14 protein-coding genes and 3 tRNA genes are annotated in these 17,125 nt (G+C 35.9%); 16 read left to right on the top strand and 1 reads right to left on the bottom strand.

Going from position 1 to position 17,125, the window contains the following annotated elements; translation table 11 throughout:
- Window positions 1–105: 105 nt before the first annotated feature.
- From ACIQ6Z_RS06005 to ACIQ6Z_RS05985, 5 genes are all read left to right on the top strand, one after another.
- Entirely contained in the window at window positions 106–3,321 is a 3,216-nt protein-coding gene (locus ACIQ6Z_RS06005; protein WP_396210022.1) for a SusC/RagA family TonB-linked outer membrane protein, read from the top strand.
- A 13-nt stretch (window positions 3,322–3,334) separates the two neighbouring features.
- Window positions 3,335–4,801, top strand: a complete 1,467-nt coding sequence (locus ACIQ6Z_RS06000) for a RagB/SusD family nutrient uptake outer membrane protein (RefSeq protein WP_396210021.1) — start codon at window positions 3,335–3,337, stop codon at window positions 4,799–4,801.
- 34 nt (window positions 4,802–4,835) lie between these two features.
- Window positions 4,836–5,594, top strand: a complete 759-nt coding sequence (locus ACIQ6Z_RS05995) for a hypothetical protein (protein ID WP_396210020.1) — start codon at window positions 4,836–4,838, stop codon at window positions 5,592–5,594.
- A 103-nt stretch (window positions 5,595–5,697) separates the two neighbouring features.
- Window positions 5,698–7,629 (top strand): putative porin, encoded by a 1,932-nt coding sequence (locus ACIQ6Z_RS05990; RefSeq protein ID WP_396210019.1) that lies wholly within the window; start codon window positions 5,698–5,700, stop codon window positions 7,627–7,629.
- A gap of 93 nt (window positions 7,630–7,722) precedes the next feature.
- Window positions 7,723–9,084, top strand: coding sequence for a pyridoxal-phosphate dependent enzyme (locus tag ACIQ6Z_RS05985; RefSeq protein ID WP_396210018.1), 1,362 nt, complete (start codon window positions 7,723–7,725; stop codon window positions 9,082–9,084).
- 65 nt (window positions 9,085–9,149) lie between these two features.
- On the opposite strand, the gene ACIQ6Z_RS05980 is transcribed toward ACIQ6Z_RS05985, so the two are convergent.
- Window positions 9,150–10,838, bottom strand: coding sequence for a PNGase F N-terminal domain-containing protein (locus ACIQ6Z_RS05980; RefSeq protein ID WP_396210017.1), 1,689 nt, complete (start codon window positions 10,836–10,838; stop codon window positions 9,150–9,152).
- Between the two features lie 67 nt (window positions 10,839–10,905).
- On the opposite strand from ACIQ6Z_RS05980, the gene ACIQ6Z_RS05975 reads away from it, so the two are divergent.
- From ACIQ6Z_RS05975 to ACIQ6Z_RS05925, 11 genes are all read left to right on the top strand, one after another.
- Entirely contained in the window at window positions 10,906–12,174 is a 1,269-nt protein-coding gene (locus ACIQ6Z_RS05975; RefSeq protein ID WP_396210016.1) for a DUF2851 family protein, read from the top strand.
- A gap of 27 nt (window positions 12,175–12,201) precedes the next feature.
- Window positions 12,202–12,423, top strand: coding sequence for a PspC domain-containing protein (locus tag ACIQ6Z_RS05970; RefSeq protein WP_396210015.1), 222 nt, complete (start codon window positions 12,202–12,204; stop codon window positions 12,421–12,423).
- A gap of 7 nt (window positions 12,424–12,430) precedes the next feature.
- Window positions 12,431–13,300, top strand: a complete 870-nt coding sequence (locus ACIQ6Z_RS05965) for a ComEA family DNA-binding protein (protein ID WP_396210014.1) — start codon at window positions 12,431–12,433, stop codon at window positions 13,298–13,300.
- A 36-nt stretch (window positions 13,301–13,336) separates the two neighbouring features.
- A complete protein-coding gene (locus ACIQ6Z_RS05960; RefSeq protein ID WP_396210013.1) occupies window positions 13,337–14,506 on the top strand; it encodes an acyl-CoA dehydrogenase family protein in 1,170 nt (389 codons plus the stop codon).
- 72 nt (window positions 14,507–14,578) lie between these two features.
- The gene (gene rpsU / locus ACIQ6Z_RS05955; RefSeq protein WP_396142428.1) at window positions 14,579–14,773 is read left to right on the top strand and encodes a 30S ribosomal protein S21; all 195 of its coding nucleotides are present in this window, start codon (window positions 14,579–14,581) and stop codon (window positions 14,771–14,773) included.
- Window positions 14,774–14,840: 67 nt separating this feature from the next.
- Window positions 14,841–15,734: a tyrosine-type recombinase/integrase gene (locus ACIQ6Z_RS05950; RefSeq protein WP_396210012.1), complete on the top strand. Its 894-nt coding sequence runs from the start codon at window positions 14,841–14,843 to the stop codon at window positions 15,732–15,734.
- Window positions 15,735–15,767: 33 nt separating this feature from the next.
- Window positions 15,768–16,067, top strand: coding sequence for a ribosome hibernation-promoting factor, HPF/YfiA family (gene hpf / locus ACIQ6Z_RS05945; RefSeq protein ID WP_396197789.1), 300 nt, complete (start codon window positions 15,768–15,770; stop codon window positions 16,065–16,067).
- Between the two features lie 95 nt (window positions 16,068–16,162).
- Window positions 16,163–16,236: transfer RNA gene (locus ACIQ6Z_RS05940), tRNA-Thr, on the top strand.
- A gap of 32 nt (window positions 16,237–16,268) precedes the next feature.
- Window positions 16,269–16,350 (top strand) — tRNA-Tyr (locus tag ACIQ6Z_RS05935).
- Window positions 16,351–16,495: 145 nt separating this feature from the next.
- Window positions 16,496–16,567: transfer RNA gene (locus tag ACIQ6Z_RS05930), tRNA-Thr, on the top strand.
- A gap of 59 nt (window positions 16,568–16,626) precedes the next feature.
- On the top strand, window positions 16,627–17,125 hold a 499-nt coding region (locus ACIQ6Z_RS05925; RefSeq protein WP_396210011.1), incomplete at its 3' end, for a GTP-binding protein.

Here is a 17,125-nt window from a genome sequence, read left to right as displayed (position 1 = left end):
TCAAAAACTTTAACACAAATAATTTTATAATATTCTTTGCTAATATTTGTTTATTTAAGAAATAATTAAGAAGTTTGCGGAATAACTAACTCAAATAAATTTAATATGAGATCGAAGTTCAAATGGATTTTTACGCTTTTATTAGCGTTTACAATGCAGTTTTCGTTCGCGCAAGAGAAAACTGTTACAGGTGTGGTTTCTGACGAACTAGGACCTGCTGTTGGTGCAACTGTAACTGTAAAAGGTACAAAAAATGTTGTAGCAACTGATTTTGATGGTAAATTTTCTACCAAAGCAAAATCGGGAGATGTGTTAGAAATTTCATATCTTGGTATGAAACAATCGGTAACTATTGGTGCTGCTAATAGTTACAATGTTCTTTTGAAAGCTACAGTGCTTGACGACTTAGTAGTTGTTGGGTATGGTACTACTACAAAAGAAGCATTTGTTGGAACTGCAACATCAGTTCAAACGAAAAACGTAGAAGCAAAAGCTGTTTCTAACGTTTCTCAGGCTTTAAAAGGTGAGGTTGCGGGTGTTAACGTAATCACAACTTCAGGACAGCCTGGTTCTGCTGCAACAATCCGTATCCGTGGATTTGGTTCTGTTAATGGTAACAGAGATCCATTATACGTTGTTGACGGTGTGCCATTGCAAGGAAGTTTGAACTCAATCAACCCTGCAGATATTCAATCTTTAACGGTATTGAAAGATGCTGCTGCGACTGCTGTTTATGGATCTAGAGGTTCAAACGGTGTAATCGTAATTGCAACTAAAAACGGTAGAGGAAATCGTTCTTCAGTTGAAGTGGATTTACGTTCAAGTATCAACGTGAGCTTATTGCCTAGATACAGTGTAATTGAGTCTCCAGAAGAATACATTGGATTGTCTTGGGAAGCTATGTACAATAGAGGTGTTGGTTTGAACAATGCGGATCCTGTAGGATTTGCGAATACCAACTTATTCTCTGCAGGAGGTATTAGCCCAGGTTATAACATGTGGAATGCTACTGCGGCTCAATTGATTGATCCAGTAACGCGCACGGTTAGACCAGGTGTAACAAGAAAATATTCTCCAGAAGATTGGGAAGATTATGGTTTCCAAACGTCTTACAGACAAGAAAGTAACGTAAGATTTTCTGGAAGTAATGATAAAACTAGTTATTTCAGTTCATTCGGATTCTTAAATGATGAAGGATATATCATTAATTCAGATTATAAAAGATATTCTGCGAGATTGAATGTGAACCACAAACCAAAAGATTGGTTAAAAGCGGGTGTAAACATTGGATACACAGGATCTCAAACAAATAGTAATGGTCAATCTTCAGATTCAGGAAGTATTTTCTGGTTTGTGGATAACATTCCTTCTATTTATCCTCTTTTCTCAAGAGATACAAACGGAAATAAAATTCCAGATCCAATTTTTGGAGGTTTCCAATACGATTATGGAGACGGTACTTCAGGTTCAAGAGCTTTTGGTGGTTTAACCAATGCGATTGCTGATGCTAAATATGACAGACAGCGTAACCAAAGAAATGAGTTCAACGGTAACTTTAGTTTTGACATTAACTTTACGAAAAAATTATCGTTAGAAACTAGATTTGGTTCACAGTTGTATGAAAACGAGTACAATGATAGAAACAATCCTTTCTATGGTTCTGCAGCGCAACAATTTGGTTCGTTGTTCAAACAAAAAACAAGTTTAATGACACAAAACTTCTTGAACTTATTACGTTACAAGAATTCTTTTGGAGATCACAACATGGAAGTGTTTGCGGCTCACGAGTCAAACAGCTACAAACAAAAAATATTCTTTGCTAGTAAGCAAAAAGCAGTATTGACAGATACTTTTGATTTAAACCAATACATTATAGTGTCTTCGCCTCCAGGATCATATACGAATACTTCAGCTTTAGAAAGTTATTTTGGTCAATTCAACTATAACTATGCTGGTAAATATTACTTTACAGCATCTGCTAGACGTGACGGATCTTCTCGTTTTAAAAATGATAAATGGGGTACTTTTGGATCAATTGGTGCTTCTTGGGTAATGTCTAAAGAATCTTTCATGGACAACATCAAAGCCATCAACTATTTGAAAGTAAAAACAAGTTACGGTCTTATGGGTGACCAAGAAGGTGTAGGTCTATGGCCAGGTTATGATACGTTTGACGTAGGTAACTTAGACGGTGACTATTCTATTTCTGTTAGAGATAATGGTGTTCCTAACTTAACATGGGAAAAATCTAAAATTTTCCAAGTAGGAGTTGAATCATCCTTGTTTGACTTTTTAGATGTAAACGTTGATTACTATGTAAAAAACACGTACGATTTGATTTTCCAAAGAAGAACAGGTCCATCTAGAGGTATTGCAATTGAAACTGTAAATAGTGGTAATTTGAGAAACCAAGGTATTGAATTTGATGTGAATGCTCATATCTTTAAAGGGAAAACGGCTGAAGATTTCACTTTAGACTTTGCTATCAACGGTGAGGTATTGAAAAATGAAATTACTACTATGCCAATTGATCTTGCTACAGGTTTACCAAAAGTATTAGATACTTCTAATGCACCTTTCGGATGGGCAGAAGGTCGTTCAGTATACGATTTCTATATGCCAGAGTGGGCAGGTGTTGATCCATCTACTGGAGTGGGTATGTGGTACATGAACTATAACGACATCAACGATAACGGTACGTTTGATACAGGTGATGTAATCATCAGATCATTAACAGATTATTTAGATGCAAATCCTGAAGCGATTGTAGGACAAACTGTTACTACCACGTATGCAGATGCTACACAAAGATTTGTGGGTAAATCAGCAATTCCTAAAGTTAGAGGTGCTTTCCGTTTGAATGCATCGTACAAAAACTTTGAATTGACAACGCAATTTACTTATAGTATGGGTGGTTATGCTTATGACAGTGCTTATGCAGGTTTAATGGGTAATGGAGCTTTAGGTCAAAACAACTGGCATACAGATGTTAGAGACAGATGGCAACAGCCAGGAGACATTACAGGTGTTCCAAGATTGTCTGCTGCATTTGATGCTAACGTGAATGCAAGATCTACACGATTCTTAACCAAGGCAGATTATTTTGGATTGAACAACGTTCAATTAGGGTACAACCTTCCTGGTAAATTTGCTGACAAATTGAATTTGTCTAAATTGAACATTTTTGTTTCTGGAGATAACTTGTTGTTCTTTAGTCATAGAGATGGATTTAATACGTCAACATCTGAAAGTGGAAGTTCTGATACTTACCGTTATTCACCTCTTTCTACTTTCAGTTTAGGATTAAAAGTTGAATTCTAAAAAAAAATTAATTATGAAAAACAATAAATTATTTTTATCGCTGGTTACCTCCTTCTTGTTTGTTACAGTTGGATGTAATGATGAGTTTCTTGAAACTGAACCAACACAGTTCATTACGCAAGAGCAGTTAGCAGATGCATCTGTTAACAATCCTGATTTGATCAGAGGTACAGTTTCAGGTATTTATACATTGATGTTTGAAACGGGTACTGGTGGAACAACTGGTCACAACGATTTCGGACAAAAAGGGATCGACATTTGGACTGATATGTTGTCGGGTGATATGGCGTTATCGCAAAATACCTACAACTGGTACAGAAACCACGTAGATTATCAAGCAACTACTGATTTTACACGTAACGAGTGTTATATTCCTTGGAGATATTACTACAGAATTATACGTTCTACGAATATCGTTATCAATGCCTTAGGAGGTAATGATGCCACTCCAACGAATGCTCAAAACAGATGGTTATTAGGTCAAGCGAAAGCGTTACGTGCGTATTCTTATTTCTATTTAGCGCAATTGTACTCTCGTGAGTACAACGCTACACAAGAAATATTACCTATTTATACAGACCCATCTCAACAAGTTCAAGCTAAGAGTACAGGTGCTGCTGTTTATGCTTTAATCGTAGATGATTTAAATGATGCGATTACTTTGATGTCTGATTTCACTAGATCTTCTAAAACGGAGATCAACCAATACGTAGCAAAAGGTCTTTTGGCTTATGCATACGGTGCTATGGGTAATAACGATCAAGTGTTTACGTTAACTCAAGATATTATTACTAATGGTGGATTTACATTGACTACTCAATCTCAATTGTTAGGTGGTTTCAACGATGTGAACACACCATCATGGATGTGGGGTGTTGATTTGACTACTGATCAAGGTTTAGACTTGATCTCTTGGTGGGGTCAAATGGACTTGTACACGTACAGTTACCAATGGGCTGGAGATAGAAAATCTATCGACAGAGCTTTGTGGGATTCTATGCCTGCTACAGACGTAAGAAAAGGTCAGTTTACTGCAGCTACTGGTTACAGACCAGTGAACAAATTCTATGATCCTGCTCGTGTTATTGGTGGTCAACGTGTAATTACTACTGATTATCTTTACATGAGAGTTGATGAGTTCTATTTGTTACATGCTGAAGCTGCTGCTAAAACAGGTCGTGAGACACAAGCAAAAGCGATCTTAACCCAATTGTTAACTTCTAGAAATTCAGATATTGCGTACATCAGTGCCTTAACAGGTCCAGCTTTACAAGCAGAGATTTACAAGCAAACTAAAATTGAATTATGGGGTGAAGGAAAAAGTTATTTGGCTATGAAACGTAACCGCGCTACCATTAATAGAGGTACTAACCACTTGTTCCAAGCGGGTGTTGCTGTTCCATACAATGATGATAAAATGTTGTTTAAGATTCCTCAAGCGGAACTTTTAAATAATCCATTCATTACGGAGCAAAACTAATTAGTCTATTAAAAATTTATAAACAAAATAAGTTATGAAATTAATTAAATTATCAAGATTTTTTGTTTTGTTTCTTTCTTTGTCATTTGTAATTCAAGGGTGTACACAAGATGATTCTCATACTTCATCACCTTTTAATTATGTGACTTTTGAAACAAAAGTAAAAAACATCTCAGTAAACCCAGGTGCAACTTTAGCTACAGACGTTAAAGTATATTCATCTAAAAAATCGGGTTCTGCTAGAACGTATACTGTAGCTGTAGCTGCTGCGTCAACAATGCTTCCGGCTAACTATACTGTTCCTGCAACGGTAACTATTCCTGCTAATTCTAACGAAGGTGTACTTACTATTAGTACAATTGGAAATGGTTTAAGTTTGAGTAATGCTAGAACTATCATATTAAACTTAGTTGCTGAAGACGGTTTGTATACAGGTAGTGCAATGACAATTAACGTAAGAGAGAATTGTCCATTGAATACAGTTACTTTAGATCTAATCTTAGATCGTTACGGTAGCGAAATTAGCTGGGATATCAAAAATGCTTCAAATGTAGTAGTAGCTAGTGGAGGTCCTTATACTGATACTGCAACTAATGCTTTGCAAGCTGCTAGAAATTTCATTTTCTGTTTACCTAACGGTACTTATACGTTCACGATTCGTGATGCTTATGGAGATGGAATGGTAACAAGTTCTACTGTTGTAGGTTCTTACAATTTAAGAGCAAACGGAACAACTATTGCTAACTTACCAGGTAATTTTACCTTTTCTAGAAGTCATACATTTACATTATAATTGTATTATTCTTAATAAGAAGCCAGTGTTTTTACACTGGCTTTTTTTTTGTATACAAAAGGTGTTTTTTTTATTCCATTAATTTTACATAATTTTGTTCCCTATGATTCGATATGTAGTATTTTTTGTTTTTTTTGGAATTACTTTTTCTCATGCTCAGAAGAATGCTTTAAGAGGTGAAGGCTTTGGCGCAACTAATGCTAAACAAGATGGGCCTGTTGAAGAAACTACAGATAAGAATGAAAAAAAACCACCTATCGATCTTTATAAATTTTATACGTTACAAAAAGATTCCACTTTTGTAGATACTACGTTGTCAATTAAAAGTGAATACAAATACAATTTACTTCGTAAGGATCTTTTTGGTTTGTTATCTTTCTCTAATGAAGGTCAAACTTATAATACGCTAGATTTTAGCTTAAATAAGAAAACTTCATTACCCAATTTTGGTTTTTTAGCCAAGCATTTTAATTATCTCGAAGCCAATGAAATTAAATATTACTCAGTTCCTACGCCATTAACCGATTTGTTTTTTAAAACGGTTATGGAACAAGGTCAAGCTGTAGATGCTTTTTTAACGGTAAACACAAAACCAAATTTAAATTTTTCTATCGCTTACAGAGGCTTACGGTCCTTAGGTAATTATGTAAATTTTTTATCAAGCTCTGGAAATTTCAGATTTACAACGAGTTATTTTACCAAAGACAAGCGCTATATACTTAACGCGCACTTTACAGGTCAAGACATATTCAACCAAGAAAACGGGGGGATTATTGATCTTTCCCAATTTGAATCGGGTGATCCAAATTTTGAGCAAAGAGATGCATTAGGGGTTTATTTTGAAGATGCTAGTTCGATGCTTAAAGGAAACCGATTTTTTATCGATCATTCCTTTAAACTTAGTAAAGACAATCCAAACAGTTTGGTTTTCCTGCACCAATTCAATCAGGAATATAAATTTTTTGAATTTATTCAGCCTACAGTGAGTGCTCGATTTGGCACTTCATTTTCTAATGACATCAACAACAAAACGCGATATAATCAATTGTACAACAAGTTGGGTGTGGCTTATAAAACCAAATCCTATGGTGATCTTACCTTTTTTGTGGAAGATCATAACTACAATTATTATTATGATAGTGTTGTGTATGATGCGTCTGGTAACGTAACAGTTCCAAATTCACTTTCGGATCGCATCAATACAATTGGAGGTAATTATACGTACTTTACCAATAAGATTACGGCTAAATTACAGGTTTCTCAAGCCATCAGTAATCATGCTATTTCGATGATAGATGCTCACGCTACTTATAAAGTTAACGATAAACTTCAATTTACATTGAATTATCAAAAGCAAAACAGTTTGCCCAATTTAAATTATACGTTGTATCAAAGTGATTATACGCAGTACAATTGGTTTAATGATTTTAAATCGGAAAAGACCAATCAGTTAACTTTTTCTGCTGTTTCAAAATGGATCAATTTATCGGCTCAGTATAAAGTGTTGAATGATTATTTGTATTTTGATAATACAACCAATGATATTACTTCATTACTGGTAACTCCAGTACAATACGATAAAACCATCAATTATCTTTCGGTTAAGGCCGGTAAAGAAATTAAATTTTGGAAACTTGCGTTAGACAACACGGTGTTGTACCAAAATGTAGCGCAATCGAGTCCAATTGTCAATGTGCCACAGCTTACTACTCGAAACACGCTTTATTTTACTGATTATGTATTTAAAAAAGCGATGTTGTTGCAAATAGGGGTAACGGCAAATTATTTTACTAAATACTACGCCAACGATTACAATCCATTGCTAGGCGAGTTTTATGTTCAAAATGAAACTAAAATTGGAGGTTTTCCATTGCTCGACTTTTTTGTCAATGCCCGCGTTCGTCAAACCCGTTTGTTTTTAAAGGCAGAGCATTTTAATTCGTCGATGTCGGGTTATAACTATTATTCGGCACCCAATTATCCATATCGTGATTTTATGATCCGATTTGGATTGGAATGGAATTTCTTCAAATAGTATTTGATACCCTATTTTTGTATTCGTTTTTTCATCCTATCTTTGTCCATTCATAATCAATAATCTGAAAAAGAACATCCGTAATCCAGTATCATGAAATACGCTAAAAATATATTAGAAACTATAGGAAATACGCCTTTGGTACAATTGAATACCGTAACAGCAGAAGTAGATGCTTTAGTATTGGCTAAAGTTGAAACCTTCAATCCTGGAAATTCGGTGAAAGACCGTATGGCTGTTAAAATGATTGAAGATGCCGAAGCTGATGGTCGTTTACAACCTGGAGGAACCATTATTGAAGGCACCTCAGGAAACACCGGAATGGGCTTGGCTTTAGCGGCTATTGTAAAAGGATACAAGTGTATTTTTGTTATTTCCGATAAACAATCCAAAGAAAAGTCAGACATTCTTCGTGCCGTGGGTGCCAAAGTAATTGTATGTCCAACCGATGTTGAGCCTACAGATCCACGTTCGTATTATTCAGTTTCTAAAAGATTGGGCGATGAAATTCCAAATTCATGGTATGTGAACCAATACGATAATCCGAGTAACGCAATTGCGCATTATGAACAAACAGGTCCTGAAATTTGGGAACAAACGGAAGGAAAAATTACGCATTTTGTAGTAGGTGTTGGAACCGGAGGGACAATTTCTGGCGTGGCTAAATACTTGAAAGAGAAAAATCCAAACATTAAAATTTGGGGTATCGATACCTACGGATCGGTTTTTAAAAAATACCACGAAACGGGTATTTTTGATGAAAACGAAATCTATTCCTACATTACGGAAGGAATTGGTGAAGATATATTGCCTAAAAATGTTGACTTTTCACTCATTGACGGTTTTACAAAAGTAACCGATAAAGATGCTGCGGTTTATACGCGTAAAATTGCTTTAGAAGAAGGAATTTTTGTAGGAAATTCTGCTGGAGCTGCTGTAAAAGGATTGTTGCAGCTAAAAGCACATTTTAAGCCTGAAGATGTAGTGGTGGTTTTGTTTCACGATTCGGGAAGTCGTTATGTAGGAAAAATGTTTAACGACGATTGGATGCGCGAACGTGGCTTTTTAGAAGAAGAAATCACAAAAGCGGAAGATTTGATCAAAGAGCATCTCGATAAACCATTAGTGGTGGTACGAACAGAAGAATTGGTTTCTCATGCCATCGAACGCATGCGAAAATATAAAATCTCACAAATTCCGGTCATTGACACCAACGGTTTTGTTGGATCGGTAGACGAATCCGATTTGTTTCAAAGTTTTATTTCAGACAAAAACACAGCCGAGCGACCGATTCGTGAAGTGATGGGCAAACCTTTTCCAATTGTTAAAAGCGGAACTCCTGTTGAAGAAGTTTCACGTTTGATAACGAAGGATAATCAAGCCGTATTGGTTGATCTTGGTGCAGGAAAACACCATATCATTACCAAATATGATATTATTGGTTCTATAAAATAATACGAACACAAGTTAATTAGCTTCATAGAATTAAAAAAAGGCTGTCCATTTCGACAGCCTTTTTTTTATTCTCCAAACAACACGCCTGAAACATTCCAAGCACTAAAACTACCTCCTTCGGGTGCACCTTGTGGAATAATTACTTGTATCGTATAGGTTCCAGCTTGTAAATCACCCAGGGCAATGTCTACGGGTTGTGTTGCCGTTCCTGGGCACCAGTTGGAGCGACTCAAATCGGAAGAGGATAAGCCATCATTGAAATTACCCGAAGCCGGATTGAATAAGCGATAGGCCCCACAATCTTGCCGCCAAGGAATAAAGGAAAAAACTTCTTTACCGTTTAAAAGGATGGTGTTTTTTTTGGGAACAAATTCATCACCATTTTCCCAACCGCCATGTCCTGTAGTGATATAGCGCAATTTGGCATTTTTGAATTCTTTATCCAACGTAAAAGTTACTTCTAATCCTTTTTCATGATTGAAGAGGGTGGCATATTCTTGTCCTGCCATTTCCATAACGTTGGTCGTATTGAATAAAGGCAAGCAATAATTGGGTTGCGGGAGTTTGCTTTCGCTCGGATGTATGGTAACGTGCATGGATATTTTATGTCCGCCTTTATCGTAATTACCAATAAAGGTTCCAATATATACCGTTTTCCCGCTCAGAGCCGATTTGAAATCGGTAATATCCATTCGATAAGGTACTTTGTCATGCCATACTTTATCCTTCAATTGGATGTAATTGTATTGCTTGATTCCGAAAGGCGTAAAAAAGCGCATCAGTTCAATTAAGGGAGCATATTCTGAAGTGGCGACGATACCTTGGTATTTTTTGCCGTTTCCGTTTTCATAAATAGGTAAGGTTTGGCTGCCTTTTTCCAAACCATCCAAGAAGGATTGTTTTTTATCTTGAGGAATGAGGAATACCGAACCCGTTCGATCATAGGCATCACCATTAGATTGTTCGATTAAATCCAGAAATATGAGGTCACTTTTGGAAACGATTGGGAAAGTAACTTTCTTGAGGATGATGGTTCCATTCGCAAAACGCAAAATACTATCGTTCGATTGAGAAGCATCCGAAAAATTGATGATTTCGTTTTCAAAAATGGGAAGGGTTGTAAATCGACTTTTCCAAACCAAATCTTTGTAGGTTAATCCATCGAGTAGTTGACTTTTTGTGGTCGTATTTTGTAAAAGCAAACTCGGTTGGACCGCTTTTAACTTTTCAATTTTAGTTGCTGTTACGACAAAATTTCCATTGCGAATCATTTCCAATACCAAACCAATGTTTTGCCCTAAAAGGGTAGGAGCACCACTTACTTTGAGTTCGTTGGTATACCAGAGTTCTATCGTATTCGAATTGATGATGGTTTTTACTTTTTGACATTTGTAACCCAAAATAGTTTTGGTTTCGGCTAAAAATTCAAAATTTTGTTTGGCCAAAGTAGTACTGTCAGCTGTGGTAACCGATTGATTTTTGTGCAATTGGGTAATCTGAAACAATTTATTCGTGGTTCGATTGATTAAAGATTGTTCATAAGGAAATTCAGCTTTACCCGAATTCATTTTTTCGGATGTCACCAGAGTTTCGTTTGGGTTGGTATAAACAAGAATCGGATCTTGTGGAGATACCAGTGTTCCATTCGAACTTTTGGAATAGGTAATTTTATATCCTGATGTAGCTTTAGGAGTAGTCTGTGCTTGAATAATTATAAAAAAGCAGCAAAGTACTAATGTGTATGTTTTTTTCATGCGATTGGAGTTGTTCAGCAAATATAATTTTTTTAAATTTGTTTTTCAACGATATACGCCATACAGAATGAAAGAAGATTTTTTGCACCACTTGTGGCAGCATAAGAAATTTGCGGTCACCCATTTAGAAACTACTTCTGGTGAATCGATTCAGATTCTCAACTCCGGACAATTATTACAATTAGCAGGCCCCGATTTTTTTAATGCTCAAATCATTATAGGCGATCAAAAATGGGCTGGTAATATTGAAATACATCTCAAATCATCCGATTGGTATGTACACCATCACGAAAAAGATGCTGCCTACGATTCAGTAATCTTGCATGTGGTTTGGGAACACGATGCACCGATCTTTAGAAATGACAATTCGGAGATACCCACATTAGCCTTGCAAAAATATGTATCCAATGAGGTTGTGCATAGTTATCAAGTATTGGTCCAACAAAAAAGATGGATCAATTGTGAAAATCAAATTACTACCATTCCCAATTTTATCTTAAATCAATGGCTTACTCGTTTGTATATCGAGCGCATGGAACGCAAAGCGGATGAAATTGAGGACTTGTTACAAATTTCAAATAATGATTGGGAGACCGTTTTGTTTTGGTTGCTGGCAAAAAATTTTGGTTTGAATACTAATGGGGTGCATTTTTTAACAATGGCAAAAAGCATTCCGTTTGCTGTGATTCGGAAAGAAGTGCAATCACTTAAAGTAATGGAGTCTTTGTTTTTTGGTCAAGCCAATTTGCTTGCACCAGTTTTCCAAGACGAATACGCAAAAATGTTGCAACAAGAGTTTGTTTATTTGCAACATAAATATGGACTTGAAAAAAATCCATTTGTTGCGGTTACTTTTTTTAAACACCGTCCCGATAATTTTCCAACCATTCGTTTGGCGCAATTGGCCGCTTTGTATCATAAGGAATCGAATTTGTTTTCGAAACTGATGCACGCCAAAAATACAGAGGCGATGTATGACTTGCTTTCGGTTTCTGTGAGTGATTATTGGATGACACATTATACTTTTGATAAAATCAGTCCACAAAAACGGAAAACCATCTCCTGGTCATTCTTAAATTTAGTGCTTATCAATACCGTATTGCCTATTAAATATGCTTATGAGAAGAGCAGGCTAAAAGAAAATGAAGATGTGTTGTTTCATTTTATGGAAGCGTTACCTCCAGAGAAAAATGCAATAATTGAGAATTTTGAAGCATTGGGTGTATTAGCTACTTCTGCTTTTGAATCCCAAGCGCTTTTGCAATTGAAAAAAGAATATTGCGATGCGAAAAAATGTTTGCAGTGTGCTGTAGGCAATCATATACTTAAAAATTAATTGTAAATTTGAATGAAATAACGAATTATGGTACAAGTTATATTGCATTTTTTTGAAAAACACGGTTTCTTCGTGGCCTCACGGTTGGCGGATAAATTAGGAATGCGCGCTACAAATGTTCGCTTGTTCTTTATTTACATATCTTTTGTAACGGTAGGATTGGGTTTTGGGTTCTATTTAACCTTAGCATTTATTTTAAAATTAAAAGACATGATACGATCCAAAAGGAGTTCTGTATTTGATTTATAGTTAAGCCATGCAACAGTTTAAGTCGTATTTTATTTTTTCAAAAGCGCACCGAAGCGGAATCTTATTATTAATTTTGCTATTGGGATTGACTCAATTGGGCTATTTTTTGATATCTAGTCAAAACATGCCTGAGCGTGAAGATGCGCAATGGTTAGAGGTTCAAAATGAAATTGACAGTTTAAAGCTTCAAGTTGCAACACACAAAGACACCATTTATCCTTTTAATCCAAATTTTATTTCCGACTATAAAGGGTATAGATTAGGGCTCACCGTCAATGAGATTGACAGGTTACATCGCTTTAGGGCGCAAAACAAATATGTTAATTCGGCTGTTGAATTTCAACAAGTTACTCAGGTATCCGATGCTAAATTGCAAACCTTGTCGCCCTATTTTAAATTTCCCGAATGGGTAACGCGTAAGAAAGATAATCGGTCAAATTCATACTATACATTTTCTTCTAAGCCAACTGAGGCGATAGTACGCAAGGATATCAATCAGGCTTCTAAAGAAGATCTTATTGCTGTAAATGGTATTGGAGAAAAATTAGCCGATAAAATTCTCATCGAAAAAGAAAAGTTGGGTGGGTTTGTGAGTTTGGAACAATTTCAATTCATGTGGGGTATACGACCAGAAGCACTTGAAGATATCGGTAAAAGGTTTTTTGTTTCGAACAATCCGTCGATCAAAAAAATCGCAATTAATGAATTGTCTATGAAAGAATTGTCGCAATTCCCCTATTTTAATTATGCACTTGCCAAAGAAATTGTGGTGTATCGAACCATGAATAACGGCATTAAAGAAATTGCAGATTTAACAAAAATTAAAGGAATGCCTAATGAAAAAATAAAAATAATAGCCTTATATTTGGAATTCTAAAAAAGCGACAAGTTATTTAATCAATAAAAACAATCCATGAATTCATTATATTTCACTGAAGAACACCAATTGTTTAGAGCAAGTTTTCGTGATTTTTTACAAAAAGAAGTTGTGCCTCACATTGAAAAATGGGAAAAAACAGGCGCTATAGAGCGATTTATTTGGAAAAAGTTTGGCGAAATGGGTTTCTTTGGATTAAATTATCCGGAAGCTTATGGTGGCATGCAATTGGATTTGTTTTATACGGTTATTTTTTTAGAAGAACTTCAAAAAATTAAATCTTCAGGTTTTGCAGCTGCCATGTGGGCACATGCTTATTTGGCTATGACGCATTTGAATGCCGAAGGCGATGACCGCATTAAACAAGACTATTTAGTGCCAAGCATAACAGGAGATAAAATAGGTGCTTTGTGTGTCACGGAACCATTTGGGGGAAGTGATGTAGCGGGTATGCGCACTACTGCTATAAAATCAGGTGACCATTATATTATTAATGGATCAAAAACCTTTATTACCAATGGCGTTTATGCCGATTATTATGTGGTGGCGGCAAAAACATCACCCGAATTAGGGAATAAAGGAATCAGTATCTTTTTGTTAGATGCTAACACGCCTGGAATTTCTGCGACCAAATTGGATAAATTGGGTTGGAGAGCCTCAGATACGGCAGAGATTGCATTTGATAATGTAACGATTCCAGCCGACAATTTGATGGGAGAAGCCAATAATGGGTTTCCTTACATCATGCAGCATTTTGCTTTTGAGCGACTCATCATGGCAATTAATGCTCATGCTAGAGCGGAGTTTGCGTTGGATTATACCATAGAATATATGGAGCAACGCGAAGCCTTTGGAAAAAAAATCAACCAGTTTCAAGCGTTACGCCATACTTTAGTAGAGCATGCAACCGAAGTAGAACATTGTAAGATTTTCAATTATGCGGCAGTTTCGCGTTTGGATAAAGGAGAGTATGTGGTAAAAGAGGCTACCATGGCCAAATTAAAATCGACTAAAGTAGCCGATGAAACCATATACAGTTGTTTGCAAATGTTAGGAGGTTATGGCTATATGGAGGAGTATCCTTTAGCACGTTTGTTCAGAGACAGCCGTTTAGGACCTATCGGTGGAGGGACCTCGGAAATCATGAAAGAAATTCTCTCAAAGATGTTAATCGACAAGCAGCATTACAAGCCTGCGGTTAAATAAATTCAGATTTTCATTTTTTATTCACAATTATTTTCTACATTTGCACCCTTAACGAGAGGAGGTGTCAATATTATGTTAATTATACCAATTAAAGACGGAGAAAATATCGATAGAGCATTAAAGCGCTATAAAAGAAAATTTGATAAAACTGGAACTGTTCGTCAGTTGCGTGCCCGTCAAGCTTTCATTAAGCCATCTGTGACAAACAGAGCTAAAATTCAAAAAGCAGCATACATTCAAGGATTGAGAGACGCTTTAGAAAGTTAATCTTTTTTTGAATAAAATAGAATACCGCTAGAGAATAAAGTGTAACTTTGTTTCTAGCGGTTTTTTTATGGATTCAACTCTGCATGCATATCAAGATTATTTGGTTAAAGAGAAAAATTATTCTCTATTAACTGTGCAAGCCTATGTGGCTGACATCTTATCCTTTCAGCAGTACCTGCTAGATCATCATGGTGCTGACGCCTTAGACGAAGTTGTGTATTCGCAAATTCGGAGTTGGATTGTTACTTTGATTGAAAATAACATTTCCAATACAACTGTTAATCGTAAAATATCCTCCCTCAAATCGTTTTATAAGTTTTTATTAAAAGTAAAGCAAATTCAGGTTAATCCTTTGTTGAAACACAAATCGTTAAAAACGGCTAAGAAAATTCAAATTCCTTTTTCAGAGAAAGAATTGCAAGATGTATTTGAATGTAATTCGTATGCCAATGATTTTGAAGGGATCCGCAATCAGTTGATTATTGAATTGTTTTATACTACAGGGATGCGTCGGGCGGAAATGATTCATTTGCAAATGGCGCACGTGAATCTTTCACAGAAAACCATAAAAGTGATTGGTAAACGCAATAAAGAACGCATTATTCCTTTGTTGGATTGTACGGTTGAATTGATCGCATTGTATAAAGAGCAACGCAATAGTTTAGCAATCATTCAACATAACGATTTGTTGTTGTTGTCAAAAAGCGGAAATAAAATGAGTGAATCATTTGTTTATCGTTTGATTAATGCCTACTTTAGTACAGTGTCTCAAAAGACCAAAAAAAGCCCACACGTTCTTAGGCATTCCTTTGCAACACATTTGTTGAATAATGGAGCCGATTTAAATTCAGTTAAAGAATTGTTAGGTCATGCTAGTTTGTCTTCTACCCAAATTTACACTCACAGTAGTTTGGCGGCATTAAAAAAAGTATACCAAGAAGCACACCCTAGGAATAAATAACAATTCAATTGTTTCATCTATAAATCGAAAGTTATGAAAGTTAATTTGCAAGCTGTAAATTTTAATGTCGACAAAAAGTTGGTCGATTTTGTTCAAGAAAAGATCGATAAATTAGAAAAGTATTACGACAAAATTGTTTCCGCTGATGTTTTTTTAAAACTTGAAAACACCAGCGATAAAGAAAATAAAATTGTAGAGATCAAAATTAATGTCCCGGGTGATGACTTTGTAGTAAAAAAAATAACAAAAACATTTGAGGAAGGAATAGATTTGGCGGTTGATTCTTTAGAAAGAGCTTTAGTGAAAAGAAAAGAAAAATCACGCACAAATTGAGAATCTAAAAAAAAAGATAAAAAATGTTTTGATTCAAAAATAAATTCTATACATTTGCAGTCCGTTAGAAATAGCGGACTTTTTATATTTAAGTTGCCGGTGTAGCTCAGCTGGCTAGAGCAGCTGATTTGTAATCAGCAGGTCGTGGGTTCGAGTCCCTCTATCGGCTCAATTTTATAAGTAACTGAATGTAAAGGGTTTGGGGAGATACTCAAGCGGCCAACGAGGGCGGACTGTAAATCCGCTGACTACGTCTTCGCAGGTTCGAATCCTGCTCTCCCCACGAAGTTTTTGTTAGCAATAACAAGAGCTTTTGTAAGTTTGTTCTTACAGGAAAACTTTCTTTTGGAAGGGGATCCAAAGAAGAATTTAGAAAAAAGGATTTGGAAATGTCTGAATGCTGAATTCTAACTTCTGAATACACAAAAGCCGGTGTAGCTCAGGGGTAGAGTGCTTCCTTGGTAAGGAAGAGGTCACGGGTTCAATTCCCGTCATTGGCTCTTATTAAAACGTTTATTTTTTGAACACTAATATATAACTAAGATTAAATTATTAAATCATGGCAAAAGAAACCTTTGATCGTTCGAAGCCCCATTTGAATATTGGTACTATCGGACACGTTGACCACGGTAAAACTACCTTAACAGCTGCAATTACTAAAGTATTAGCTGATGCTGGTTTATCAGAAGCAAAATCATTTGATCAAATTGATAATGCTCCAGAAGAAAAAGAAAGAGGTATTACTATTAATACGTCTCACGTAGAGTATTCTACACAAAATCGTCACTACGCACACGTTGACTGTCCAGGTCACGCGGATTACGTGAAAAACATGGTAACAGGTGCTGCTCAGATGGACGGTGCTATCTTAGTAGTTGCTGCTACAGATGGTCCTATGCCACAAACTAGAGAGCACATCCTTTTAGGTCGCCAAGTAGGTGTGCCTAGAATGGTTGTATTCATGAACAAAGTGGATATGGTTGATGATGCTGAATTATTAGAATTAGTAGAAATGGAAATTAGAGATTTATTATCTTTCTATCAATATGATGGTGATA

The organism is Flavobacterium sp. (assembly GCF_044376915.1).
Taxonomy (GTDB): Bacteria; Bacteroidota; Bacteroidia; order Flavobacteriales; family Flavobacteriaceae; genus Flavobacterium.
Note: the sequence above shows the minus strand (reverse complement) of the source record. Positions and strands in the feature narration are given on the sequence as shown.